Annotated in this window: 21 protein-coding genes, 6 tRNA genes and 1 pseudogene; 24 read left to right on the top strand and 4 right to left on the bottom strand. The window is 37.2% G+C overall.

All coding sequences use genetic code 11. The annotated features are described in order from the left end of the window. Positions 1 to 7 precede the first annotated feature (7 nt). From OB_RS01270 to OB_RS01295, 6 genes are all read left to right on the top strand, one after another. Positions 8 to 3,382 (top strand): phage tail protein, encoded by a 3,375-nt coding sequence (locus OB_RS01270; protein WP_011064616.1) that lies wholly within the window; start codon positions 8 to 10, stop codon positions 3,380 to 3,382. Positions 3,383 to 3,421: 39 nt separating this feature from the next. Further along, the gene (locus OB_RS01275) at positions 3,422 to 3,865 is read left to right on the top strand and encodes a hypothetical protein (protein WP_011064617.1); all 444 of its coding nucleotides are present in this window, start codon (positions 3,422 to 3,424) and stop codon (positions 3,863 to 3,865) included. Further along, positions 3,858 to 5,417, top strand: coding sequence for a right-handed parallel beta-helix repeat-containing protein (locus tag OB_RS01280; RefSeq protein WP_011064618.1), 1,560 nt, complete (start codon positions 3,858 to 3,860; stop codon positions 5,415 to 5,417). The genes OB_RS01275 and OB_RS01280 overlap by 8 nt, the downstream gene beginning before the upstream one ends. Positions 5,418 to 5,521: 104 nt before the next feature. Next, positions 5,522 to 5,767 carry a hemolysin XhlA family protein gene (locus tag OB_RS01285; RefSeq protein ID WP_231846978.1) on the top strand — a complete coding sequence of 82 codons (246 nt, stop codon included), beginning with the start codon at positions 5,522 to 5,524 and terminating at the stop codon, positions 5,765 to 5,767. Positions 5,768 to 5,781: 14 nt separating this feature from the next. Continuing rightward, positions 5,782 to 6,015, top strand: a complete 234-nt coding sequence (locus OB_RS01290; RefSeq protein WP_011064620.1) for a phage holin — start codon at positions 5,782 to 5,784, stop codon at positions 6,013 to 6,015. 67 nt (positions 6,016 to 6,082) lie between these two features. After that, positions 6,083 to 6,934: an N-acetylmuramoyl-L-alanine amidase family protein gene (locus OB_RS01295; RefSeq protein ID WP_011064621.1), complete on the top strand. Its 852-nt coding sequence runs from the start codon at positions 6,083 to 6,085 to the stop codon at positions 6,932 to 6,934. Between the two features lie 56 nt (positions 6,935 to 6,990). Here the strand turns inward: OB_RS01295 and OB_RS01300 are convergent, their stop codons facing one another. The 3 genes from OB_RS01300 to fabI all read right to left on the bottom strand — a co-directional run bounded on the left by OB_RS01300 (position 6,991) and on the right by fabI (position 11,064). Continuing rightward, positions 6,991 to 8,244, bottom strand: a complete 1,254-nt coding sequence (locus tag OB_RS01300) for a metal ABC transporter solute-binding protein, Zn/Mn family (RefSeq protein WP_011064622.1) — start codon at positions 8,242 to 8,244, stop codon at positions 6,991 to 6,993. 281 nt (positions 8,245 to 8,525) lie between these two features. Continuing rightward, on the bottom strand, positions 8,526 to 9,953 hold the full coding sequence (locus tag OB_RS01305) for an aldehyde dehydrogenase family protein (protein ID WP_041544068.1): 1,428 nt from the start codon (positions 9,951 to 9,953) through the stop codon (positions 8,526 to 8,528). A gap of 334 nt (positions 9,954 to 10,287) precedes the next feature. Next, entirely contained in the window at positions 10,288 to 11,064 is a 777-nt protein-coding gene (gene fabI / locus OB_RS01310) for an enoyl-ACP reductase FabI (protein ID WP_011064624.1), read from the bottom strand. Positions 11,065 to 11,119: 55 nt separating this feature from the next. On the opposite strand from fabI, the gene OB_RS18020 reads away from it, so the two are divergent. The 11 genes from OB_RS18020 (at position 11,120) to OB_RS01365 (ending at position 16,851) form a co-directional block, all read left to right on the top strand. Beyond that, a complete protein-coding gene (locus OB_RS18020; RefSeq protein WP_081427484.1) occupies positions 11,120 to 11,347 on the top strand; it encodes a hypothetical protein in 228 nt (75 codons plus the stop codon). Then, positions 11,326 to 11,400, top strand: a tRNA-Glu gene (locus tag OB_RS01320). Before OB_RS18020 ends, OB_RS01320 begins: the two co-directional genes overlap by 22 nt. A 7-nt stretch (positions 11,401 to 11,407) precedes the next feature. Further along, positions 11,408 to 11,483: transfer RNA gene (locus OB_RS01325), tRNA-Val, on the top strand. A gap of 310 nt (positions 11,484 to 11,793) precedes the next feature. Then, positions 11,794 to 11,869: transfer RNA gene (locus OB_RS01330), tRNA-Thr, on the top strand. A gap of 49 nt (positions 11,870 to 11,918) precedes the next feature. Continuing rightward, positions 11,919 to 12,002 (top strand) — tRNA-Tyr (locus OB_RS01335). A gap of 11 nt (positions 12,003 to 12,013) precedes the next feature. After that, positions 12,014 to 12,088, top strand: a tRNA-Gln gene (locus OB_RS01340). Positions 12,089 to 12,157: 69 nt separating this feature from the next. Further along, positions 12,158 to 12,230, top strand: a tRNA-Lys gene (locus tag OB_RS01345). 244 nt (positions 12,231 to 12,474) lie between these two features. Continuing rightward, positions 12,475 to 13,764, top strand: coding sequence for a hydroxymethylglutaryl-CoA reductase, degradative (locus OB_RS01350; protein ID WP_011064625.1), 1,290 nt, complete (start codon positions 12,475 to 12,477; stop codon positions 13,762 to 13,764). After that, entirely contained in the window at positions 13,761 to 14,729 is a 969-nt protein-coding gene (mvk, locus tag OB_RS01355; RefSeq protein ID WP_011064626.1) for a mevalonate kinase, read from the top strand. The genes OB_RS01350 and mvk overlap by 4 nt, the downstream gene beginning before the upstream one ends. A gap of 25 nt (positions 14,730 to 14,754) precedes the next feature. Then, positions 14,755 to 15,729 (top strand): diphosphomevalonate decarboxylase, encoded by a 975-nt coding sequence (gene mvaD, locus OB_RS01360; protein ID WP_011064627.1) that lies wholly within the window; start codon positions 14,755 to 14,757, stop codon positions 15,727 to 15,729. Between the two features lie 12 nt (positions 15,730 to 15,741). Further along, positions 15,742 to 16,851 (top strand): phosphomevalonate kinase, encoded by a 1,110-nt coding sequence (locus tag OB_RS01365; RefSeq protein WP_011064628.1) that lies wholly within the window; start codon positions 15,742 to 15,744, stop codon positions 16,849 to 16,851. 64 nt (positions 16,852 to 16,915) lie between these two features. Here OB_RS01365 and OB_RS18025 read toward each other — a convergent pair whose 3' ends face one another. Continuing rightward, on the bottom strand, positions 16,916 to 17,065 hold the full coding sequence (locus tag OB_RS18025) for an aspartyl-phosphate phosphatase Spo0E family protein (RefSeq protein ID WP_081427485.1): 150 nt from the start codon (positions 17,063 to 17,065) through the stop codon (positions 16,916 to 16,918). A 149-nt stretch (positions 17,066 to 17,214) separates the two neighbouring features. On the opposite strand from OB_RS18025, the gene sigW reads away from it, so the two are divergent. The 7 genes and pseudogenes from sigW to OB_RS01400 all read left to right on the top strand — a co-directional run bounded on the left by sigW (position 17,215) and on the right by OB_RS01400 (position 25,199). Beyond that, the gene (gene sigW / locus OB_RS01370; RefSeq protein WP_011064629.1) at positions 17,215 to 17,778 is read left to right on the top strand and encodes an RNA polymerase sigma factor SigW; all 564 of its coding nucleotides are present in this window, start codon (positions 17,215 to 17,217) and stop codon (positions 17,776 to 17,778) included. Positions 17,779 to 17,793: 15 nt separating this feature from the next. Then, positions 17,794 to 18,435, top strand: a complete 642-nt coding sequence (gene rsiW, locus OB_RS01375; protein WP_011064630.1) for an anti-sigma-W factor RsiW — start codon at positions 17,794 to 17,796, stop codon at positions 18,433 to 18,435. Positions 18,436 to 19,002: 567 nt separating this feature from the next. Continuing rightward, positions 19,003 to 19,824 (top strand): diadenylate cyclase CdaA, encoded by an 822-nt coding sequence (gene cdaA, locus OB_RS01380; RefSeq protein ID WP_011064631.1) that lies wholly within the window; start codon positions 19,003 to 19,005, stop codon positions 19,822 to 19,824. Then, positions 19,817 to 21,130, top strand: coding sequence for a CdaR family protein (locus OB_RS01385; RefSeq protein ID WP_011064632.1), 1,314 nt, complete (start codon positions 19,817 to 19,819; stop codon positions 21,128 to 21,130). The genes cdaA and OB_RS01385 overlap by 8 nt, the downstream gene beginning before the upstream one ends. A gap of 37 nt (positions 21,131 to 21,167) precedes the next feature. Further along, positions 21,168 to 22,508, top strand: coding sequence for a phosphoglucosamine mutase (glmM, locus tag OB_RS01390; RefSeq protein ID WP_011064633.1), 1,341 nt, complete (start codon positions 21,168 to 21,170; stop codon positions 22,506 to 22,508). A gap of 179 nt (positions 22,509 to 22,687) precedes the next feature. After that, positions 22,688 to 23,144 (top strand): annotated as a pseudogene (gene tnpA / locus OB_RS01395) (IS200/IS605 family transposase). Positions 23,145 to 23,402: 258 nt separating this feature from the next. Continuing rightward, complete coding sequence (locus OB_RS01400; protein ID WP_011064635.1) at positions 23,403 to 25,199, top strand: S9 family peptidase; 1,797 nt, start codon at positions 23,403 to 23,405, stop codon at positions 25,197 to 25,199. Positions 25,200 to 25,415 lie beyond the last annotated feature (216 nt).

Genomic DNA, 25,415 nt, shown 5'->3' on the forward strand with positions numbered 1-25,415 from the left:
GGAGTCTATGAGTGAATTATTCATTTTTGATCAAAATGATCATTTAAAAACTATTATTTCAGAAGATACAGGTTTACTTCAAACTCGTTTCAGAGAGGAAGTTAATAAAATTCCGGATACACCATTTCAATTTGAAGTTGAAGCGAACGAAGGCATAACGAGATATATAAAAGAAGAAAATCAAGTCGTATTTCGTGATCAGAACGGTGATTATCGTTTATTTACTATAAAAGAGATAGATGATACTACAGAAATGGGAGTCTCCATTACTACTGCGACTTGTTCTTCTGCAATTATGGAACTAAATGAACATATTATAGAAAAGTTGAATCTAAAAAATCAGTCACTTACTGTAGCGCTTGAAAAGGTTTTTGAAGATACAAGATGGCAGTTCCAAGTTCATTCTATCACTACTGTTGCTAATTTAGACATTGAATATCAATCTTCATTAGAAGCTATGTTGATGATTGCTAATATATGGGGGATTGAATTTAAAGATACTATAAGTATTGATGAAAATAATAAGATTACTAGAAATATATCATTTCAGTATCGCCTAGGTGAAGATAATGGGCTTAGGTTCGAAATAGACTATAATGCTACCAATGTGAATCGGACCATTATTAGCTATCCGAAAACTGCCCTTTATGGACAAGGGGGAACGGTAGATGAGAAGATCATTGACTTTTCTAATGTAGAATGGAAAGTTGAAAAAGGTAATCCTGTCGATAAACCTATAGGTCAAAAGTGGGTAGGTGACCCACATGCTCTTAGTGAGTACGGTTTAGATAAAGATGGTATATTAATGCATAGACAAGGTGTTTTTAATGATACTGAAATTGAAAATCCTGAAGAATTGTTAGAAAAAACATGGGAAGCATTAATTCTAGTCCAACAACCAGAAGTGAATTATCAACTTAATGTAGACACTGCTGATGAATCCATCCGATTGGGCGATACCGCTATATGTATTGATCGTAATTTTGCAAGACCAATTGAAATACAAACAAGAATCATTGCTTTGGAATACGATGTCATTAGTCCTTCGAATACGGTTCAAATTGAAATGGGACAATTTTTAAACTTATACGATGACAGAATTGATAAAGTTATTGAAGATATAGACAGAAATCGAGAAAAGTGGGAAAGTGTTGGTACGATATCCAAAGATAGCTATCCAGATAATAAACCATCACCTCCAACGAATGTGGAAGCTTATGGAGCATTTAAGACTATTCAAATATATTGGGATTATACAGATGAAATATATGTTGACGCTTATGAGGTATATGGCTCACAAGTAAAAGAATTTGAACCAGATTCTCAACATTTATTGTGGAAAGGGAGTGTTTCTGCCTTTTCTCATATAGTTGAGACAGATCAGAAATGGTACTATTACGTTCGGGCTATTAATCATCATGGTACTGCTAGTGATTGGTCAGAACAAACGGAAGCAATCACGCATCGAGTAATTAGTGAAGATATACTATTTGGTGAAGGGCTAGCAGAAAGGATGCGTGAACTCCATAATATTAGTGATATTATCGGAGCTGGTGGAGTAAGTTTTGAACAGATATCCCAAGAAGCTAAAAATCTTGTTACTCAACAAGCAAAGCAATATACAGACAGTGAAATTACTCAAACTCGTGATGAAGTAATGGCGAATGTAAGTAACTTATCGAATGACTTGGAATATGTAGAAGGTCAACTAGTGGATAAAGTGAATATTAATGATGTTTATACGATTTCCGACATTGACAATATGATAAGTAATAAAGTGAGTTTAACGAGATATGAAACAGATCATGAGGGTGTTGTACAAGATTTAGAGCAACACTTTTCACTTATTGAACAAAATGAAATAGAAATTCGAAATAGAGTAGAGCAAACTATATTTAACAATGAGACTGGCGTTCTTAGGCAGTCTATTAGTGATGTGCAGCAATTAGCAGAAGGTATCGAAACAACAGTATCTAGTATTGAATTGGATGTAGCTGATAATCAGAATCGATTGAATCAAGCAGAATCGACTATTAGTCAATTATCAAATGAAATTGATTTGAAAGTAGACGTAGATAATATAGTTTCACAAATTAACCTCAGTCAAGAAGGAGTAAAAATAAAAGGTAATCTTATACATCTTGACGGTACCACATTAATTAATAATGGGGTTATCCAGAATGCTCATATTGCTAATGGAACTATTGAAAGAGCAAAACTCGGTACTGCTGTAATTGGTACTGGCCAAATTGAAAATGGTGCAATTACAAATGCAAAAATAGCTAATGCAACGATAGATAGTGCAAAAATAGCTAATATATCTGCTACAAAGATAACATCAGGGGAATTGAATGCAAATAATGTGCAAATTATGGGTGGAAGCGGTAATGATTATACAAGAATTCAAGGTAATTTATTAGAATCTAGAGGTAAGCATCAGAGAACTTGGAGAGATACAACGGTAACACATGATATTAAATTAAGGTTGGAAAATGGGTACTTTAGGGCGCGTAACGATACAGAAAATTGGTCACTGTATTTTAGTGACTGGGGGATTTCTACTTATGCTGATGCTTATGGAGACGATAAAGATGCATCTGGATTTATCGAATTTCACAGTGCTGAATATTCTCCCACTAAGTCTAAATCAGGACTTACTTTATATTCCATGGCAGGAAATATAGGATTAAGAACTGATAAGGGAAGTATACATTTGGATCCTAACAATCTTGTAATAGTAACAGGAACGAGTTTGAGATCAGCAGTTATTGGAGTACCTGATGATGTTGGACAGAATTTATATCTTGGAGTAAGTGGTACTGACAATGGAGAAGTCAGGGTTACGAATAAATTATTCTACAATAATGGGAACCCGAGTTATTATCCAATTCGAGCATCCTCATTTAAAGATCCAAGTGGAAAAACTGCATATATTAATGGTTCTGGGGGAGGAACTTTAAGTTCCGGAAGATATTTAAGTGCTGGTGGTTTACGTACAAATGCAACCAATCTATATCTGGGGGTACCGAGTGGAAGTGCTGACGGAAAAGTTAGGGTTACAAATAATAATGGATACAATAGTGGCAAGGGGATTGGGTATAGGCCAATACAGGCTTCTAAGTTTGAGACAGCTTCCAGTATTGTGCATAAGACTAATATTGAGGAGTTTAAGGGCAATGCATTAAAAGTTATTGAAGGTCTTAATGTAGTTAATTATGATTTTAAAGAAGATATTGAAAATAATATTCTTAATAATAGACAAATTGGACTTATAGCCGAACATAGTCCTAAGGTAGCTACAAATGATTTCTCCGCTATAGATATTTATAGCTTATTAATGTACTGTGTAAAAGCAATTCAAGAATTAAATCAGAAAATGTGAGATTGATTTTATAATAAAATATATTTGGAGTTGATTTTGATGTTAAGAATACAGAATAAGTATCTAAAAGGAACAGCGGAATTTCTTCAGAATAATTTATCATTAAAAGGTAAACAAAATATACATCGTATGCGACTAGTAAATGCCATGCTTGCTCATAACGAAAAAATTGCTGAAGAAGAACTTACTCTAATTAAAGAATACGCAGAAAAAAATGACGATGGAGAAATTATTAAGAGTGAATCAGATAGTGTGTTAATTAGTGATATGAATGCATTTAATCAACAATATAAAGATCTATTAGAAGAGTTTTATATATTGAACGACCCTAACTTAGAAGAGGCGATTCTTACAATAGCTGATTCTCTAAATAATTATGAAGAGTCATTATCGGGCAAAGAAGCCGAGATGCATTATTATTTATATAATGCTTTTAATGGAGAAATAAGTGGATTTAATGAGGAGGTTGCTTCTATTGAGTGAAATATATGAAAAGATTAAAGGTACAGCGGAAGAAATAAGAAATTATTTTATTGCTACTAGCCACCCTAGCATCATTGGAGATGGTATTAATGATGATACATTGGGAATTCAAGAACTATTAAATTATGCTAAAACATCTGAAGGGATTAGAATTGTTTTTCCTCCTGGCCACTACAGACTTACTGCACCTTTGAGGATATATAGTAATACTTTTATCGATGCGCAAAAAGGTGTGTATTTTAGTAAAGAGCACAACGGAGCTATATTGCTGAACTTGTTATCCACTGATGAAATGGAAGAGTACGGTGGAAATAGTAATATTACGATTAAAGGCGGCGAATGGAATGCGAATTATCCTAACTATACTGGAGGAACAAGTTTTGTTCTTGCTCATGCTAAGGGAATTCTTATAGAAGATGTTTCTCTGTTGAACCATGGAGGAGGTCACGCAATTGAATTTAACGCTATTTGTAATGGTATGGTATGGAACAGTAGGTTCTTAGGATTTGATGATCTAAATGGAAGCAGAACATACTCTGAAGCTATACAATTAGATTTGGCAAAGAGTCGAGGGGTTTTTCCTTGGGGAGGATCGAGTTATGATCATACTCCATGTAAGAACATTATAATCGAAAACAACTTATTTGATCGCTCCAATCAATTGGGAGGATGGGGGAGAGCGGTAGGTTCGCATTCTGCTACCTATGGTAAATGGCATGAAAATGTAATTATAAAAAATAATATAGTTAATAATTGTCTGCAGTGGGCGTTTAGAGCCTACTCTTGGAGAGATGTATTTATTGAAGGAAATAAAATCTATAACTGTGGTGGAGGTATAGGTTTAGATTTAAATAACGCAGATGACGAAGATAGTCACGATGAAGATGGTAATTATACTGGTAAAAGTAATCATTGTGAAAGATTTTCAGTGAAAGGAAATTTAATTGATGGTGGTGGTGGATATGCGTCAGCAATTAGTGCTGACGGTAATGCCACTGCTAGGATTCGAGCAGTAACTATACAAAGTAATTCAGTGAATAATTACAACAATAGAGCAGTGTATTTACGACTGTTGGATGAGGTATTAATTAATAATAATATTTTTAATAATATTTCTGGCAACGGACTAACGTTGAGTGAAACGTGGATGGTTACAGTTAGTGGAAATTTGTTTAGATCAATAAGATTAAATGGAATTACGTGTTTTACAGGAAATAGAGCAATAATTATTTCGAGTAATAATTTTAATTATGTGCGAGAGCATGGCGTATGGGTAAGTGGCAGTGATTCGGTAAGTATAAGTTGTAATAACTTTATTGGCATAGGATATCTGGAAAAAGGTTCTACATTTCAAGGGATTCGTATAACTTCAGGTTCCGATCGGATTACAGTAACTGGTAATACATTTAGACAATGGAGTGATACCTACGCAATGAATTTTGCCATTTATGTTACATCTACGGTAACGGAATCTATATTGTCTGTTAACAATATGGCGGGTATTCGGATGCAAATTCCTGCCGGTATATTCGAATATGGAAATTTAAATTAAGATAAATGTTAATTACCATAAAAGAGTAGAAGCGATATAAACATCGTCAAACTGTTAGTTTATGAAGATAGGGGGTAAGAATGCTTTATAAAGAGGTGGAGCCTATGAGTAAAAAGCAACAAGATATATTGGAAATAGAAAACGATATAAAAAAATTAAAAGATGATGTTAATAAATTACAAATGAACGATGCTAAACAAGACGAAAAAATCGTTAATCTACAATCGACTCTAGCTTCTATACAGGATGATACAAAATGGATTCGGCGTATGATCACAAAAGCAATTGTTACCGCAGTTATTACAGGAATAATTAGCGGAGCAATTGCTTTGTTTTTAGCAAAATTTTAGGTGGGGTGATATGAATGGATAAAGCAACTGTTACACGAACACTCGTATTGTTTATTGCGTTAATCAATCAAATTTTAGTTACGTTTGATCTTAATCCGATCCCAGGTAATGAAACAATTTGGTATGAAATCATTACAACTATATTAGTGTTTGGAGCTGCTACATGGTCTTGGTTCAAAAACAACTACATTACCTTACGAGGTAGGAAGCAAAAAGATATCCTCAAGGAACACCACTTAACTGGTTAAAAAAGAAGCGATCAAAAAATGATTGCTTCTTTTTTATATAAAAATTCATGAAAAAGGGGAGATTTTAATGGTAAATATTTATTTAGATCCAGGACATGGTGGAAATGATCCAGGTGCAGTTGGAAATGGGCTTCAAGAAAAGAATGTTACGTTAGCCATTGCCTTAAAGGTGAGAAATTACCTCAATACCAATTATAGCGGACACTCCATTCGAATGAGTAGAACGACAGATACAGCTGTTTCTTTAGCTCAACGTACAAATGATGCAAATAATTGGGGAGCGGATTATTTTGTATCGATTCATATTAATGCTGGTGGTGGTACAGGATATGAAGATTATATCCATAGTAATCTTTCGGATAGTTCAACAATAGCGCAATATCGAAATGTAATGCATGAAGAAATTATGAAGCAGGTAGATTATAGAGATAGAGGGAAGAAAAAAGCGAATTTCCATGTATTGCGTGAGTCTGCTATGCCATCTATCTTAACAGAGAACGGCTTTATTGATACGGTAGCAGATGCAAATAAATTAAAATCAGATGCTTATTTGAATCGCATTGCATTAGGTCATGCCAATGGAATTGCTCGTGTATTTAATCTCCCGTCTGCTGGTGGACAAGATACCTATACGGTCCAACCTGGAGATACACTATGGAGTATTTCACAAGCATTCGATATGACTGTACAAGAACTAAAAGACCTAAATGGTTTAACCGATGATACAATCTATCCTGGACAAGTTCTTATCGTCAGCGGTAACGGTTTTGAGCAAGGGCCGGTGTATCATATTGTCCAAGCTGGAGAGACTTTATGGGGGATTGCTCAAGAATACGAAACAACTGTAGAAGCAATTAAGTCTTTAAATGGTTTAACCAGTGATACGATCCAACCTGGTCAACGTTTACAAGTGAAGTAAAGATGGATTTACAAAAATTAGACCCTGCGCAGTAAGCCTGCAGGGTCTATTCTATATTATTTAGTTAATGCTTTCTCTAATGCCTCGATATTTTTCTCCATTAAGCTAAAGTAATCCTCACCGTTATCGATGTCCTCTTGCGTGATTGTTTCCATATTTCTAAGTGTAATACTATCTGCACCAATTTCAGATTGAATAATTTCACTTACTTTACTACTTACATTATTTTCGAAAGCTACATATTGTAAGCCATGTTCTTCAGCGGCATTGATGATCTGTACCAACTCGGATTGAGAAGGCTCTTGTGTTGGGGACAGCCCATGTATGCTTATTTGTTCCAAACCATATCGTTCTTCCCAATATCCATATGCAGCATGTGAAACAATTAAGTGATTAAGATCTGCATTGTCAAATGTTTGTTGTAAGTCTTGATCAACTTGCTCTAATTGACTTTTTACTTCCTCAAAATTTGCAGTGAAATATTCTTCTTGTTCGGGTTGTAAGTCAATTAAGGTGTTTTTAATATTTTCAGCTAGTTGAATACTTAATACAGGGTCAATAAATACATGGGGATCTCCTACTCCGCTTTCACCATCATGATTATCAATTAGAAGCTGAACCGGCTCTGATTCTGCAACAACTTCATTATTGTCATCAGATAAGACGGCTTTTACTTCCACGGATTCATCAAGAGTACCACTATATTGAGCGGATGATTGCCCATCGATTTCTGCCCACTCTCCAGAAGAATCGGCACGGGAATACCATTTCCAGTTGTCAACATCGGTATTTTCATCCGTATGTGCTTCTAATTCAACTGTATCACCTGAGTGATAGTGATCATTTACACCGTCGATGTGAATGGAAGATGAATTTTCATTATGATGATCATGCTCATGGTCATCACTTTCATGTTCGTGAGAAGATTCTTCATCTCCATGATTATGTTCACCTCGTAAGTGCACATTTTCCCCTAAAGGAACGACAGTAACATCTTCATCTGCTAATATTTCCTCTGCTTTCTCAGCAAAGGGTTCCATACCAACACCGGAATATAGAAATGCATCTTGATCTGCTAATTCTACCAATTCTCTAGAGCTTGGTTCGTATGTATGCGCATCTGCGTTCGGTGGATAGATGCTTTCTACATCTACATATTCACCGCCAATTTTTGAGATAAAATCTTCTAAAGCAAATATAGTTGTAGATATCGTTAATGTATCTTGATTATTCTCGTTATCAGCATCTTCATTTTGACATGCTGATAAAAAAATAAAGGTCGCTAATAATAAAAATAGAACACGTTTCACAATGTTACCTCCCAATCTGTAATAAGAAATCATAAGTTAATATTCCATATCATTATTAAAATAGTCATTAGAAAACATACGTAATGATTACGAATCGTAATTGTTACGATTTAAAATTTACACCTATTTAAGATATATGTCAAGGTCAAACTTTTATATAGAAGAAGTACAATTCTGTTCAAAGGTCATAGATCATGTGATAGAAGAAGGGTTAAGATTTTACAATATGGATAGATATAAAAAAACCGGTAGAAATTATCTACCGGTTTTCTAACGTAATATTAGTTAGGCAAGCCAAGAATTGTTTTTGGCTCTAGGAATTCTTCAATTCCGTAGTCACCCCATTCACGGCCAATACCAGATTGACCAAATCCGCCGAATGGAGCAGAGAAGTCTGCTTTACCATCATTAACTGTAATTCGTCCAGCTCTTATACCTTTAGCTGCTTTTGTTAAAGTTTCTGGATTTTCGCCAACTACATATCCAGCAAGTCCGTATATTGTGTCATTTGCAATTTCGATTGCTTCATCTAAATCGTTATACGTGATTACAGATAAAACTGGTCCGAAAATCTCTTCTTGTGCAATCGTATCATCACGATTTACATCGGTAAATACCGTAAGTTTAGAATAAAAACCAGTTTCTAAACCATCTGGTTTACCAGTGCCGCCTGCTACTAAGGTTGCTCCACTATCGATTCCTTTTTGGATATAATCCTGAACGGTGTTCCATTGTTCTTCGGAAACCTGTGGACCGGTAAAGGTGTTTTTATCTTGAGGGTCACCAACAGGGAATTCCGGTAATAATTCTTTAATTGCTTCAATGAACTCATCGTGCATGGAAGCAGGTACGAGTGCGCGTGTTCCTGCTGTACAAACTTGTCCAGTATTCGCTGCGATATTTGTAATTGCATTTCTTGCTGCATATTTCACATCTGCATCATCTAATATAATAATTGGTGATTTACCACCTAATTCAAGTGATACTTTGGTAATATCTTGAGCTGCATTTTCCATGATTTTTGTGCCAACTCCACCAGAACCAGTGAAGGAAACAAAATCGATATCTGGATGGGAACTAATTGCATTCCCGATTTTACTACCAGAACCATTGACTAAGTTAAATACACCTTTTGGTACTCCAGCTGCTTCAAATACTTCTGCAACTAGCATTGCTGCATATGGAGTTTGGGAAGCTGGTTTTAAAATGACCGTACTACCAGCGGCAATTGCACTAGCCAGTTTGGTCGATAACTGATTTGTTGGGAAGTTCCAAGGTGTAATTAAACCAGAAACGCCAATGGCATCTTTTTGAATAAATGATCCTTCGCGTTGTTCGGTGAATTCAAAATCGCGAAGTATTTTTGCAGTTTCACGGAAGTGACGTAGGCCCATTTCGTATTGCGTCTTTTCAGTAAACGTCACTGGTGAACCTAGTTCTTGCGTAATCACTTTTATAAAATCGTCTTTGCGTTTTTCATATTCATCTGCAATACGATCTAATAATTTCACTCTTTCTTCCCGAGTTGTATTAGAGAAAGAAGGGAACGCTTTTCTTGCAGCTTGTACAGCTTTATCTAAATCTTCTTCTGTACCTGCGCTTATCGTACCCATTTTTTCTTCTGTTGCTGGATTTATAACGTCAATTGTTTCATTACCAGTGGATTCTACCCACTCGCCATTTATAAAGTGTTTTACATTGTTATACATATCGTTACAAGCTCCTTTGTCTTGAGATTGTGTACATAAATAGATGTTCCCGATATGTATAATGATAAACATCTTATAAAGAAAAAGCGGAGTATAACAAGCTGGGGGGTAAAAAAGGGTGATCATTAGGGGGAGCATACTAAATGAAGACTCCTTGAAAACCTTAAGTCGATTTTCTGCTTTCGCGGTCTTTCTTTTTGTCCGGTAGCAAGAAGGTATAGGTGAGGCCCCAGATGTATGAACATCTGGGGCCCTACTCGCCATCCGTTGGATATGCGTTCTATATATGTCTAAAGTGTTTTTTTAAAATTTGATTTTACAACTTTCTGCTGAACTATCCACCTATGATATGAAAGCCTGAATCCACATGAAGAACTTCCCCAGTGATCCCACGAGCCATTTCACTAACTAAAAATAGCGTTGCGTCGCCAACTTCATCTTGATCTACATTTCTACGTAGTGGAGCTTTTTCTACTATAACATTTGCTTTTTCATTAAAGTTAGAGACTCCTTTTGCAGAAAGTGTACGAATTGGTCCGGCAGAAACTGCGTTAACTCGGATACCGTATTTACCCATGTCTTCAGCTAGGTAGCGGACACTTGCTTCTAAAGATGCTTTTGCAACTCCCATGACATTATATCCAGGAATAACTCGTTCTGCCCCTAGATAAGTCTGTGTTACGATTCCTCCACCTTCTGTCATTAGTTCTTTAGCAGCTTTTGTAACAGCGACTAAAGAGTACGCACTGATTTCTTGTGCAAGTAAGAACCCATCTCTTGATGTATTTGCATATTCTCCTTGTAGTTCATCTCGGTTTGCGAACGCAACAGAATGAACAACACCGTGAATAACGCCTACTTTTTCTCCGATTTCATTGAAAGCTTGTTGGATACTTTCATCGTCAGCTACATCGCAAGATACAATTAATTTAGCTTGTATTTCATGTTTATCTAATAGTTTCACTAGTTTTTGATAAGAACGTTCTTGTCTATTTGTAAAAATTAAATTAGCGCCAGCATTGTGTAAAGATTTCGTTATTCCCCAAGCGATACTACGTTCATTTGCAACACCCATAACTACAATATTTTTACCTTCTAATAGTTTCGTCATAATTTACCTCCAAATGATTCATTATTTATTTATTATAACTTATTAGTACCTGGTAATGAAACCAAAACATAAAAACGATAAATTTGAGGTTGGTAAGGAAGCTGAAAAGTGTGATTATTCCAGTAATGAAGCGGTTTATAAGAAAAATAAAAAAAACCAAAAAAAATTTCAAATTACTCTTTACAAACAGGGGGATCCTCGATATAATAAAATTCGTCAGTTTGCGAGACATACTTTCAAAAGCGTGTCGAAAAGCATCATGGCCCGTTGGTCAAGCGGTTAAGACACCGCCCTTTCACGGCGGTAACACGGGTTCGAATCCCGTACGGGTCACCAATCATATGGAGGATTAGCTCAGCTGGGAGAGCACCTGCCTTACAAGCAGGGGGTCGCAGGTTCGAGCCCTGCATCCTCCACCATTGATTTTTATTTAATGATTGATATATATTCTTGCAAGATAAAGTGAAGTTTGATACCATGTTTTTTGCATTATATTTTTCATATTGCCGGCCTAGCTCAACTGGTAGAGCAACGAGCGAATCTTCTGCCGAGTTAGCGTCGAGTAACCCCGAAGCACAAACCGCTTTGAGTAAGCTATTAGATGCAGGGGTCATTACTTAAATTGATCAATGATGTGCTGCATCACTGAGTAATCTTGCAACACGACGAGCATTCTTTTGATCTTTTGATTAACTCATCGAAATAACTAAGATGCTATAATATTATATTGCCGGCCTAGCTCAACTGGTAGAGCAACTGACTTGTAATCAGTAGGTTGGGGGTTCAAGTCCTCTGGCCGGCACCACTCATAATTTTAATTGTATAATCTTTTTATTATGGTTAACAATATCTACGGAGGGGTAGCGAAGTGGCTAAACGCGGCGGACTGTAAATCCGCTCCCTCGGGTTCGGCAGTTCGAATCTGCCCCCCTCCACCATTTTTTGTTGTTGGGCCATAGCCAAGCGGTAAGGCATCGGGTTTTGATCCCGTGTACCCTAGGTTCGAATCCTAGTGGCCCAGCCATACTTTATTCAAGGTCTTTTTTTTATGTCTTTTTTATAAACGTATAATAATGAAAGACTCATTTAATACGAGCCATTAGCTCAGTCGGTAGAGCATCTGACTTTTAATCAGAGGGTCGAAGGTTCGAATCCTTCATGGCTCATCACAAGGAACAAACAGGAACGATTAGTCGGACCTGTTTGTTTTTTTCATATAGAGAAAAACAGTGTAAAAATACTTTACAGAAGATAAGGAAAAAATGGAAAGTTCATTACTTACCAAATCTGGGAACTTCTAAATGAAAAGTCATTATAATTCGTGTTATAATTTACGTAGTTTAAATTGGGAAACGATCCATTAAAATATTTAGTTCAATGAATTTCAACAGATTAAAGGATGAGCGAGGAATGAAATCTTCTAGAATTCCAGGTTTTTATAATATGTCTGTAGATCAAAGACGTAAATTATTAAAGGATAATTATGATCTAACAGATGAGCAGATGAGCAACCTGACAGATAATCCGTCACTTTCTTTAGACAAAGCGGATAACATGATAGAGAATGTTATTGGAACATTTGAACTCCCGTTAGGTATGGGGTTGAACTTTGTCATAAACGGGAACGAGTATACCGTACCTATGGCAATTGAAGAAGCTTCTGTCGTAGCGTCTGCCAGTCATATAGCAAAAATTGTTAGAAGTGCTGGTGGATTTGAAGCGGAGTCTAGGGAAAGATTAATGATAGGGCAGATACAAGTAGTAGGATGTTCTAACTTTCATGAAGCAAAGCAAGATCTACTTGATCAAAAAGATACTTTAATGAACGCGGCTAATGATGCCTATCCGAGTATTGTTAAGCGCGGTGGTGGGACAAGAGATCTTGATGTTCGTATCTTAAATGAAGATGCAAATTCAACATACTCTCAAATGCTTGTTATGCATATATATGTCGATACTTGCGATGCAATGGGGGCGAATATGATCAACACAATGGCAGAAGCCATCGCTCCTATTGTTGAAGAAATAACTGGCGGAAAAGTTTACCTTCGAATTTTGTCTAACTACGCTGATCGAAGTTTAGCAAGCGCCAAGTGTGTTATTCCTCCTCATCTTTTAGCGACTGGTGATTTCACTGGTGAAGAAGTTAGAGACGGTGTTATACATGCATATGAATTTGCAGCTTCTGATCCATATCGAGCTGTGACCCATAACAAAGGTATCATGAACGGCATAGATCCAATTGTGATAGCCACGGGGAATGATTGGCGTGCTGTTGAAGCAGGTGCTCATGCATATGCGGCCAAGGACGGTCAATATGGATCAATGACTAGATGGTCTAGAGATGAAGCAGGCAATTTAGTTGGTGAAATAGAATTACCAATGTCTGTTGGAATTGTAGGGGGAGCTACGAGGGTACACCCATTAGCTGAGCTCTCTCTTTCTATAATGAATATTGAATCTGCAGCTGAATTGGCGGAAGTTATCGTTTCTGTTGGGTTAGCGCAGAATCTCGGTGCTTTGAAAGCTTTAGCAACCGACGGAATACAAAAAGGGCATATGGCTCTTCATTCCCGTTCTGTTGCAATTGCTGGAGGGGCTTCAGGGGAGATGATTGATGTGATAGCAAAGAAATTAATAGATCAAAAAGAAATCCGTGTCGGAAAAGCTAAAGAATTGGTGGAACAGTATAAACAATGAGTTTAGAAAAAGTAACAGCCTCAGAGAAAACAGCTATTGGTGTAGCTCATAGTAAACTTATTTTAATTGGAGAGCACGCAGTTGTACACGGACAACCAGCGATTGCAATTCCATTTCCTTTAATAGGTGTAGAAACCGTTATTGAGTACGTCCCTGGTACGGTGAAAGTGGACAGCTCTTTTTATCATGGGCCATTACATCATGCTCCTGACTATCTTCAGGGTATAGCTAATTGTGTTGATGAAACACTTGCATATCTTGAGATTCCTAATGAGGACTTGTTGATCCGTATTAATTCCTCGATCCCACCAGGAAAAGGTCTTGGTTCTAGTGCTTCAGTAGCGATATCTGTGATACGCTCTTTGTTTGATTATGCAGATCGTTCCTATACGACAGAAGAACTACTGCGTCTAGCGAATGTGGCAGAAACCTATGCTCACGGTGATCCAAGCGGATTAGACACGCTTACGATCACATCTAATTTACCTGTATGGTTTGAAAAGGACCATCCGGTTGATTATATCGAGCTTGGAGAAGATCTTCATTTTATTGTCGCTGATTCTGGTCGAGTTGGGGATACAAGAACCTCGGTTGAATCTGTAGCCCAATTGTTAAGAATGGCTCCAAAACGTATACACGCGAAGATAGAACGAATCGGAGAGCTAACACACCATGCAAAAGACGCATTGGAAAAAGCAAGTAAGCAATTTTTAGGACAATTGCTGAATGAAGCGCAAAAAGAACTTGAAGCTCTTGGTGTTAGTGATGCCGGATTAAACAAATTAATTCATCTTGCACGTGAAGAGGGAGCTTTAGGTGCGAAGCTAACTGGCGGTGGAAATGGTGGGTGCATAATTGCATTAGCGCAAAATGAGGTGCACTCAAAACAATTAGCTGATAAACTTCGTAAATTCGGTGCTAATTCAGTTTGGCCATTTGTATTGAAGAAGCAAAGTAAGTCTTAAACGAGAAGATTGAAGGAGTAATTCAATGAAAGCAACAGCAAAGGCGCATACAAATATCGCATTGATAAAATATTGGGGAAAGCGAAATGAACCAATTATATTACCAACAAATAGTAACCTATCTCTTACGTTAGATGGGTTTTCTACTGTAACGACCGTCCATTTTCAAGAAGAATTAAGTTCCGATGAGTTTTTCTTGAATGATAGGCTTGTAGAAGACGCAGCAAGCCAACGTGTAACAGGATTCTTAGATAAGGTCAGAGCAATGGCGGGTAAAGAAATGTATGCTCGAATTCATTCTTTAAACCATGTTCCGACTGCGGCAGGATTTGCATCCTCAGCTTCAGGTTTTGCTGCATTAGCTGCAGCTAGCACAAAAGCCATAGGGTTAGAATTAAATGATACGGAATTATCTATATTAACAAGACAAGGTTCCGGCTCAGCGTGTCGCTCTATCTATGGTGGCTTTGTCGAATGGCAGATGGGTGAAAAAGAAGACGGTTCTGATTCTTATGCAGTACCTATTGCTTCAAAGGATCATTGGGACATCCGTGTAGCTGCTGTAGTCCTTTCTGCTACGGAGAAGAAAGTATCAAGTCGAGATGGAATGAGAAGAACTGTGGAAACATCTCCTTTCTATGATGGCTGGTTAAAACAAACACCGAAGGATTTAGAGGAAATAAAGACGGCAATTCATGATAAAGACTTTGAAAAGACAGGAAGTATTGCGGAAGCGAATTGTATGAGAATGCATGCAACAACATTAGGCGCAAATCCTCCTTTTACGTATTGGCAAGACACAACGATGCGTGTCATGCAAAATGTACAACAGATGAGAGAAGAAGGAATTCCTGCTTACTTTACCATTGATGCTGGCCCAAATGTTAAAGTGTTATATTTACCAAAAGATGAGTCGAAAGTGAAGCAAAGACTTGAACAGATTATGGGTGTCGAGGATGTAATCGTTAGTAAGCCAGGAAAAGGAATAAGCTATTTGTAGGGGTTGGAAAAGTTGAGTAAGAGACAATTGACCGTTAAAGTGCCAGGCAAACTAATGATTGCTGGAGAGTTCGCTGTATTAGAACCTTATCAAAAACTTGCAGTAATGGCAGTTAATCGATACGTGTATGCAACCATAACAGACGCAGAAAATTATACATTGTCTCTAGAAGACTTTGGGTTACATGATATTGCTTGGTCTTACCAAACGGGAACTGTAAATATAGAATCGGACGATGAGCGATTTTCTTTTGTGAAGGATGCTATCTACATTACATGTACGTATTTAGAAGAAAAAAGCATAGGAATCCCTTCTTTTCATTTGTCTACTCGAAGTGAGTTGGATGATGCTTCCGGTGTGAAATACGGTCTAGGGTCAAGTGCCGCTATTGTAACATCTGTTGTATCGGCAATTCTTCGTTTTGTTGCTCCACGTTACGCAACGAAGGAAATTATTTTTCGGTTAGCGGCGTTGTCTCATGTCTGTACACAAGGTAATGGATCTGGTGCCGATATTGCAGCTTCCACATATGGTGGTTTTCGACAATATAGTTCGTTTCAAGCAGATTGGTTATTGAATACATATAAGAATGCTTCAACGATATCTGAAGTTGTAGATATGGAGTGGAAGTATTATCAATCAGAAAATATTCGCATACCTGATTTTCTAAACGTCTGTGTAGGTTGGACAGGTACTGCTGCATCAACAAAGAACCTTGTCCAACAGATTCGTTTATTAAAAGTAAGTGATTCAGATGCATATGAACATTTTCTACAAAGTAGTAAAGAAGCGGTCGGCCTATTTTTAGATGGAATGAATAGCGAGAACCTTTCTATGTTAATGGACGGAGTAAGAAAAAATAGACAAGCATTAGCACACGTAGGACAAAAAGCTAAAACACCAATTGAAACATCGATGCTGACAAAATTATGTGACCTTGCTGAACAGTTAGGTGGTGCTGGGAAACCATCAGGTGCTGGTGGAGGCGATTGTGGTATTGCATTTATGTACTCTAAAGATCAAGCAGAGAATCTTTTTCATGCTTGGGCAGAAGTCGGAATCAAGCCCCTAACATTACAGCCTTCATTAGAAGGTGAGCAAGTTGTAATCGAAGAGGAATAAAAAAATTTAAAAAAGACATTCCAACGATAGTATGTGGATGTCTTTTTACCCTTTTTTTATCTCTTTATGATATTTTTTCATAATCATTCATTAGTTGGTCTAATCTCGTGCTTGTTGATATTACAGTATCTGAGGTAAGATCGTATTTCCCGTATAAATCTAGCATTTCTCTTCTACATTGCTCGATTTCCTCAAATAATGTGTGTTTATCCACAAAATTGCCCTCCTTTTTAGTATAATACTTACTATATACCCTTTTTTTGAAATTCATAAACAATTAGTTTAAATTTTTTATAAAAAAATGAAACCTATTGCAGGTGGAATTCGTACAATGAGTACCGCATGGATAGCGGAGGTAGTCAAATGGATCAATTTATCATAGAAAAGATAAAACAAGTAAAAAAAGGAGATCAATCCGCATTTGCTGAAGTGGTTTCCTTTTACCAAAATAAAATATTTCAGCATTGTTATCGTATGCTTGGTAACAAACATGAAGCGGAGGACATAGCGCAGGAGGCTTTTATTAGAGCGTATATAAATATCGATTCGTTTGATGAAAAACGCAAATTTTCAACCTGGTTGTATCGTATTGCAACGAATCTAACGATTGATCGTATACGAAAGAGAAAGCCAGACTACTATTTAGATGCCGAGGTTAAAGGGACAGAAGGGTTAGATATGTATTCCCAATTGGCAAGCACAGAACGCCTTCCAGGTGAAGAAGTAGAGAGTAGAGAACTACAACGATATATACACCACGAGATATCACAATTACCAGCAAAGTATCGAAGTATTATCATGCTTCGTTATTTAGAGGAATTCTCTTTACAAGAAATAAGTGAAATACTCGACATCCCTTTAGGGACAGTGAAAACGAGAATTCATCGGGGAAGGGAAGCCTTACGAAAAAGGCTTCGACATGTGTAAAGGAGCGTGTTCGACGTGAGTTGCAGTAAAGATTATTTAAATTTAATGCATATATATTTAGATGGGGATATCACAAGAGAAGATGAATCGAAGTTGAGTAGGCATCTAGAAGATTGTGAATCATGTCAAAAACATTTTCATGAACTAAATCGTACGATAACGTTAATGCGTAGTGCCGAACGAGTAGAAGCACCAGATGGATTTACCGAAAATGTGATGGCGAATCTACCATCGGAGAAGAAGACAGTAAAGTATCGACGTTGGTTCAAACTTCACCCAATGTGGACAGCTGCTGCTATTTTTCTTGTCTTGATGGCTGGAGGTATGATATCTACTTGGACACATTCCTCTGATCAGCTTGTCGTCTCTGCTCAAAATGAATTAATTGTTGATGGAGATACGGTGATTGTACCAGCAGGTGTTACTGTTCCAGGTGATGTATTAGTGAAAAATGGCGATTTATTGTTGTTAGGAACAGTAGATGGGGACGTTACTATTTTTAATGGGAAAATTCTCGACAATGATTCGGAAATGAATGGAGAAGGATTAATGGCCTCAGTCGGAGGAGTCAATGGTGAGTTAGAGACAATTGATCGAATGTTTGAGTGGATTTGGTACAATATTAAAAACTTCTTCAAAGGTGTATTCTCCTTTTAAATGATATATGTAGGTTAAAATAGTATCTAAGTATCAATATGTATTTAGGTACTATTTTGTTTGGATTTTTATTGTGGTAGGATATTTGTGTGAAATCCCAACGTAGCTGTTCTGATTACCATTACGGACCGACGACTCGACGGGGATTTTGAGCAGAAATCGGTGGATTTAAACTTTCGAGACGAGAAAATCGTTATTCTATTCACTAAAATATTTATGTTATATAGACATACATACTTAATCACTAATGATCTTTGAATTTTTTTCAAACTTGATCTGAAAAGAAATTTTCGTAGGGAAACAAACTCGAGTTGTTTCTAATTATTTGTATTAATGAGAACTTGATAATTATATAATTGACTGATTTTTAAATAAAATTCCAGATAAATGAATTACTACCCCCAGTAATAAAAAAGCAAGCTCGAAATCACTTACGCAAGGGTCTAAATGATCTGTTTTATGTTATAATTAATAACGTTCGATACATGAAATTTGTAAAAAAGGAAAAGAATGTAAAGTAGGCTTTTTTAGACATAGATAAATTAAACTGGCAAAGGATGTGTGGGCATGCTTGATGGGGGATTTGACATATTAAATCTGTTACGTATTGGCGTAGATATAGCTCTCGTCTGGTATGTATTATATAAATTAATAATGCTAATCAGAGGCACAAAAGCAATTCAATTATTAAAAGGGATTGCCGTAGTGATTATTGTATGGGGAGTGAGTATACTTCTTAACCTCCAAACAATCCAGTTTTTCACAAATCAAATTATTAGTTGGGGACTTATCGTAATTATAATACTTTTCCAGCCAGAATTAAGGCGAGCGCTCGAGCAACTGGGTAGAGGAAATTTATTTGTTCGAAGTGCTAAGTCGCAAGAAGAGATCATTCAAAATGATATAAATGCCATTTTACAATCCTGTAATTATATGGCAAAACGAAGAATCGGGGCGCTTATATCGATAGAGAAAGAAACAGGGATTGGTGATTATGCGGAGACAGGGATCCCGATAAATGGTAAGCTTTCTCATCAGTTACTTACAAATATTTTTACTCCGAATACGCCATTACATGATGGTGCGGTAATTATAAAAGAAGGAGAAATTTCCGCTGCAGCTTGTTACTTGCCACTATCGGAGAGTCCTTTTATTTCAAAGGAGCTAGGTACGAGACACCGTGCAGCAATGGGAATTAGTGAAGTGACTGACGCATTAACGATTGTTGTTTCGGAGGAAACAGGTGCAATCTCGTTTACAAAAAACGGGGAGCTACATCGAGATGTCGATCAAGAAAAATTAGGAGATGTGTTGGCTACACATTTGTCGTTAGCTCCAAAATCCTCTGAAAGAAAATCGTGGAAACGGAGGACCGATAAAAATGGATAATTGGTTTCGCAGTAAATGGTTTGTTCGCTTGTTTTCATTAGCTTTTGCGATATTCTTGTATGCGTTTGTAAATGTTTCTGATGATAATGAACCAGGAAATTCAGATTCAACCTACTCAGGTCTCGGAGAACAATCGGAATTATTAAGTGATGTGCCGGTAGAGATTGAAATTGACCGAGAGAAATATGTAGTAAGTGGTGTTCCTGAAAGTGTTCAAGTTAGTTTACAAGGTACTTCTGGAAGCGTTACACCATTAGTTCTTCAGCGTAACTTTGAGGTGTTTGTAGATCTTGAAGGTTTAGGGGAAGGAACTCATGTCGTTGAACTTGAGCATACGATCAATAAAAATGATGTAAAAGTGTATATCGAACCGAAAACGATAGAGGTAACGATAGAAGAACGAGCCTCTGAAGAATTCACGGTTGTGGCGGATTTTATTAATGAAGACAAAATGGCCAATGGTTTTGAAATGACCGATTCAAGAATAGAACCTTCTACTGTCACAATTACGAGTTCTCGAAGTGTGATAGATGCGATTGGAACTGTCAAAGTTTATGTGAATCTTGAAGGTGTGGACGGTCCGATTAATAGCCGAGAGCTCCCTGTAAATGTATATGATTTACAAGGAAACGAGCTTGATGTACGTCTAGATCCTGAGAATGTACAAGTCTCCGTAGATGTTAATAATCCTAGTAAGACTGTATCATTATCTGTTGCGACAGCGGGAGAACTACCGGAAGGCTATTCATTAAATTCAATTTCTGCTAATGTAGATGAAGTTGAAATTTATTCAACCAGCAGTCGTCTGGATGAAATTTCCGAAATTACTACCGAAGAAGTCGACTTATCAGAAATAGACGAATCAGGTACCATCGAAGTGCCATTACAATTACCAGAAGGTGTTTATGCACCAGAAATGGAAATGGTAGAAGTAACTGTTGATGTAGAAACGTCGAGAGTATTTGAAAATATTCCGATAGAGGATGAGGGTCTAAGTAGTGGATTGGCTTTTAATTTTCTCGAACCCTCCTCTGGGGAATTAAATATAACTACATCCGGAGATGCGGCAATTATAAATGAATTATCAATAGAAGATTTTCGGGCATTTATTGAATTGACAGATCTAAGTCCTGGGCCACATCAATTGCCTATAACGATTGAGGCTCCTAATGAAGATGGAATCAATGTCTCCACAGAGGTTGAAGAGGTTAGTGTAGAGATTAGTGGGTCAGAACAAGCTAATCAATCTGAGCAACCAGAACAGCCAGAACAATCTGAGGAAGATGAAGACCAAAATCAAGATTAACTAATGTATGTATTGGTAACTAAAGGAGAGGTATTAAATGGGTAAATTTTTTGGAACAGATGGCGTGAGAGGAGTAGCAAACGAAGGTCTAACACCTGAGCTTGCATTTAAGCTCGGACGTTTTGGTGGATATGTACTTACTAAAGATAGTGAAAGACCACGTATATTAATTGGACGAGACACACGTGTTTCTGGACATATGCTAGAAGGTGCTCTTTTAGCTGGTCTGTTATCCATTGGTGCGGAGGTAATGCGATTAGGAGTCATTTCTACTCCAGGGGTCGCGTATTTGACGAAGGCAACTAGTGCACAAGCTGGTGTGATGATTTCTGCTTCTCATAATCCAGTAGAAGACAATGGAATTAAATTCTTTGGGCCAGATGGCTTTAAACTAACAGACGCACAAGAAAATGAGATTGAATCGCTAATGGAGGGCGAGGATAATTTACCTCGACCAACAGGAGCAGATATCGGGGTTGTCAATGATTACTTTGAAGGCGGACAGAAGTATTTATCTTATCTTAAAGATACGATTGATAATGACTTCGAAGGAATTCATATTGCGATTGATTGTGCTAACGGCGCAACATCTAGTCTGGCGACGCATCTTTTTGCTGACCTAGAAGCAGACATTTACTCTATTGGTTCATCTCCAGATGGATTAAATATAAATGATGGTTTTGGATCTACGCATCCAGAGAAACTACAAGAATTCGTTGTAGAAAAAAATGCAGATATTGGTCTTGCTTTTGATGGAGATGGAGATCGACTTATCGCTGTTGATGAAAAGGGTAATTTAGTTGATGGGGATAAAATCATGTTTATCTGTGCTAAGTACATGCATGAGATAGGGATGCTGCGAAAAGATACAGTGGTATCTACAGTAATGAGTAATCTCGGCTTTTACAAAGCGTTAGAAAATATTGGTCTAAACAGTAATAAGACCTCTGTCGGTGACAGATATGTAATGGAAGAAATGCGCCAAAACGGATATAACTTGGGTGGCGAACAATCTGGTCATATAATATTCCTAGATTATATTACTACTGGTGACGGTATGTTATCAGCTATTCAACTTGTTAATGTGATGCGTGAAACAGGAAAACCTTTATCCGAACTTGCTGATGAAATGGTTGTTTTCCCTCAAGTGTTAAAGAATGTTCGTGTAATGGATAAGAACCAAGCTTTAAGTAGCTCAGTTCTATTAGATGAAGTAGACGCAGTAGAAAAAGAACTTGGTGAAGATGGTCGCGTGTTAGTTAGACCTTCTGGTACAGAACCATTAGTAAGAGTGATGGTGGAAGCCAAGACAAAAGAAGAATGTGAACAATATGCTGACCGAATTGTCTCGGTAATTGAACAGCACTTAGGAGCATAGATGAAAAAGACAGCGGAGAATGAATTCGCTGTCTTTTTTGTTTTTGGTCTTAGAAAACCCCTGGCTATGCCAGGGGTTCCAGAAAGCTTCTAGCGTGGGGTCAAAAAAAGCCTCTCTTCATGGTAAGATAAGGTTGGTTTCCCGACCACCAAATCTCACCATAGAAGGAGGCGTGTCCAATGAAGGACAAGAATAGTTTAGCACACACGCAATGGAGATGTAAGTATCATTTAGTTTTTTCCCCAAAATATAGATGGAAAATATAAAAAGAGTATAGGAGAAATTATTAGAGAACTCTGCGAAAGAAAAGATGTTGAAATACACGAAGCAAATGCATGCAGAGACCACGTCCATATGTTGGTGAGTATACCACCAAAACTGAGTGTATCTCAATTTATGGGTTACTTAAAAGGAAAAAGTAGTTTAATGATCTTTGACCGTCACGCCAACTTAAAGTATAGATATGGCAATCGAAAGTTCTGGTGTCGAGGCTACTTTGTAGATACGGTGGGAAGGAATAAAAATCAAATCCAAGAATATATACGAAATCAGCTTAAAGAGGATTATATGAGTGATCAGTTAACTTTATTTGAAGAATTTGATCCGTTCACCGGAAAGAAAAATAAAAAGAAATAAGAGATTCTTTTAGAATCAGTGAGTGAGTGTGGTGCAGAAGGGGAAACCATTCAGTGGGCCTTTTAGGCCGAGGCCGGCAACAGAGGCTTCCAGCCGCAGAGCAAACCACCAGTTCACACTGGTGGTTTTGATTTGGTCTTAGATTAAATATCCTACTAGAGGCGGAGGATGGTAGCACCTTTAGACTGTTACGATGTACGCTCTTCATGATAAAATTAGAAGTATAAAAATAATCAGATAAATAAGAGGTGTAATGAGATGATTGAATTTCCAAAACCAACAGTAGAACAGTTTTTCCGCACATATACCATCAGCCATTTTAATGTTAGTAAAGACGAAAATAAGTTAGTCTTCGCAACAAATATAAATGGAACGATGAATTTATGGGCTATGGATCTAAAGGAAGGGAGTAAATTCCCTTATCAGTTTGCACAAAAAGGAGAGTCTTCTAACTTTACAGCGTTTGACCCAGAAGGGAAATTTGTATTAACAGATTTTGATAGTGACGGTGATGAAAATTATCAAATTTATGCACTTCCCTATGAAGGCGGGATTCCTAAACCATTAATCACAGGAAAGCCAGAGGATAAATATTTATTTAGTCACCTCAGTGAAGATGGGAAACGCGTCTATTATAATACGTCTGTGGATAATCCGTCTTTTTTTAATACACGTGTAAAAGATTTGGAAAATGATTCAGATACATTAATTTATGAAGGTGAGAAAGGGCTCACGCATTTGGCAGTTGTTTCTGAGAATGAAGAGGCTCAAGTCTATATTCGTATGTTTGCAAATACGTATAACAATATATTTGTACAAAAGGGTGAGGAGACAGTATTTTTAACTCCAGACCCAGAGAAAGTTCATGTTTCATTTGAGCCGGTATTTACCGACGATAATACGGTGTATTTTCTAACTGATTATGATAGTAATTATCAATATATAGCTAAGTTTGATTTAAATACGAAGAAGTTTGAAAAAGTATTCGAGTTAGAAGAAGAATCTTTAAGTACGTTGGAATATCATAAAGAAACCAATACATTATATATTGTTTCTGAAAAAGGTGTGGTAGATAAATTATACCAATACAGCTTGGATAACAAACAATTGATTGAAATGGATACGCCTTTTGAAATTGTAGAGCAATTGAAAGTTATGAAATCTGGAAACGTGTATGTCTTAGGGCGCACAGCAACACTTCCATTAAATATTTTTGTCTCAAGTAATGGGAAAGAGTGGGAACAACTTACAACAAACCGAGTGCTTGGAATGGATGAGTCGCAATTAGTTGACCCTGAAGTAATTACGTATCCTTCTTTTGATGGAATGGAAATAGAAGCATTGTTCTTTAAGGCAAAACCAGAAAATGCTAATGGATACACGGTATTTTGGCCCCATGGTGGACCTCAAGCATCTGAACGTAAGTTTTTCCGTGCAATGTTCCAAAGTATTCTCTACCGCGGTTATAATATCTTCGCACCAAACTTCCGTGGAAGTACGGGCTACGGGTCAGAATTTGTAAAAATGGTGGAAAGAGATTGGGGCTATGGACCACGATTAGACAATGTAGAAGGAGTCAAGTGGTTATTCGATCAAGGTATTAGCGATCCCGATCATTTATTCTTAGTAGGTGGAAGTTATGGCGGGTACATGGCATTACTTTTACATGGTAGACATCCAGAATATTTTAAAGCGGTTATCGATATATTTGGACCAAGTAACTTATTCTCATTTGTGGAGTCCGTACCAGCGGAATGGAAACCGATTATGGACCGTTGGGTAGGAGATCCGGAACGCGACAAAGAGCGTTTCATTCGAGATTCTCCAGATACGTATTTAGATTCGATGACAAAACCAATGCTGGTGATCCAAGGTGCAAAAGACCCGCGTGTGGTAAAAGCAGAATCTGATCAAATCGTAGAGAAGTTGAAAGCAAAAGGAAGAGATGTGGAATATTACGTATTAGAAGATGAAGGACATGGATTTTCGAAAAAAGAAAATGAAATAAAAGTATACACATGGATGCTCGATTTTCTCGATAAGCATCAAGGATAAAAAATGAACAAATAAGTTGTAGCTAGAAATGTGAGATACCTTTACAGAACTGGTACTAGGGTTCATTATGAAAGAACCCACATTTCAAAGCTGCAACTTTTTTGTTTGAATTACTAGAACCATTTGCCCCAAATCCGGACCCGGAATCCGTGATTCCAAAACTAGGAAGGTTCTATTGACCAAAAGAAGAGAGAAATCTGTGAAAAATGGTGAATA

This window comes from Oceanobacillus iheyensis HTE831, assembly GCF_000011245.1.
In the GTDB taxonomy this organism is placed as follows: domain Bacteria; phylum Bacillota; class Bacilli; order Bacillales; family Amphibacillaceae; genus Oceanobacillus; species Oceanobacillus iheyensis.

Coding starts and splice junctions, on each gene's coding strand:
- cdaA (WP_011064631.1), top strand. CDS start 19,003: ATGCTTGATGGGGGATTTGACATATTAAATCTGTTACGTATTGGCGTA.
- mvaD (WP_011064627.1), top strand. CDS start 14,755: ATGAAAGCAACAGCAAAGGCGCATACAAATATCGCATTGATAAAATAT.
- fabI (WP_011064624.1), bottom strand. CDS start 11,064: ATGACGAAACTATTAGAAGGTAAAAATATTGTAGTTATGGGTGTTGCA.
- OB_RS01290 (WP_011064620.1), top strand. CDS start 5,782: ATGGATAAAGCAACTGTTACACGAACACTCGTATTGTTTATTGCGTTA.
- glmM (WP_011064633.1), top strand. CDS start 21,168: ATGGGTAAATTTTTTGGAACAGATGGCGTGAGAGGAGTAGCAAACGAA.
- OB_RS01350 (WP_011064625.1), top strand. CDS start 12,475: ATGAAATCTTCTAGAATTCCAGGTTTTTATAATATGTCTGTAGATCAA.
- OB_RS01400 (WP_011064635.1), top strand. CDS start 23,403: ATGATTGAATTTCCAAAACCAACAGTAGAACAGTTTTTCCGCACATAT.
- OB_RS01295 (WP_011064621.1), top strand. CDS start 6,083: ATGGTAAATATTTATTTAGATCCAGGACATGGTGGAAATGATCCAGGT.
- OB_RS01385 (WP_011064632.1), top strand. CDS start 19,817: ATGGATAATTGGTTTCGCAGTAAATGGTTTGTTCGCTTGTTTTCATTA.
- OB_RS01305 (WP_041544068.1), bottom strand. CDS start 9,953: ATGTATAACAATGTAAAACACTTTATAAATGGCGAGTGGGTAGAATCC.
- OB_RS18020 (WP_081427484.1), top strand. CDS start 11,120: ATGAAACCAAAACATAAAAACGATAAATTTGAGGTTGGTAAGGAAGCT.
- mvk (WP_011064626.1), top strand. CDS start 13,761: ATGAGTTTAGAAAAAGTAACAGCCTCAGAGAAAACAGCTATTGGTGTA.
- OB_RS01270 (WP_011064616.1), top strand. CDS start 8: ATGAGTGAATTATTCATTTTTGATCAAAATGATCATTTAAAAACTATT.
- sigW (WP_011064629.1), top strand. CDS start 17,215: ATGGATCAATTTATCATAGAAAAGATAAAACAAGTAAAAAAAGGAGAT.
- OB_RS01275 (WP_011064617.1), top strand. CDS start 3,422: ATGTTAAGAATACAGAATAAGTATCTAAAAGGAACAGCGGAATTTCTT.
- OB_RS01285 (WP_231846978.1), top strand. CDS start 5,522: ATGAGTAAAAAGCAACAAGATATATTGGAAATAGAAAACGATATAAAA.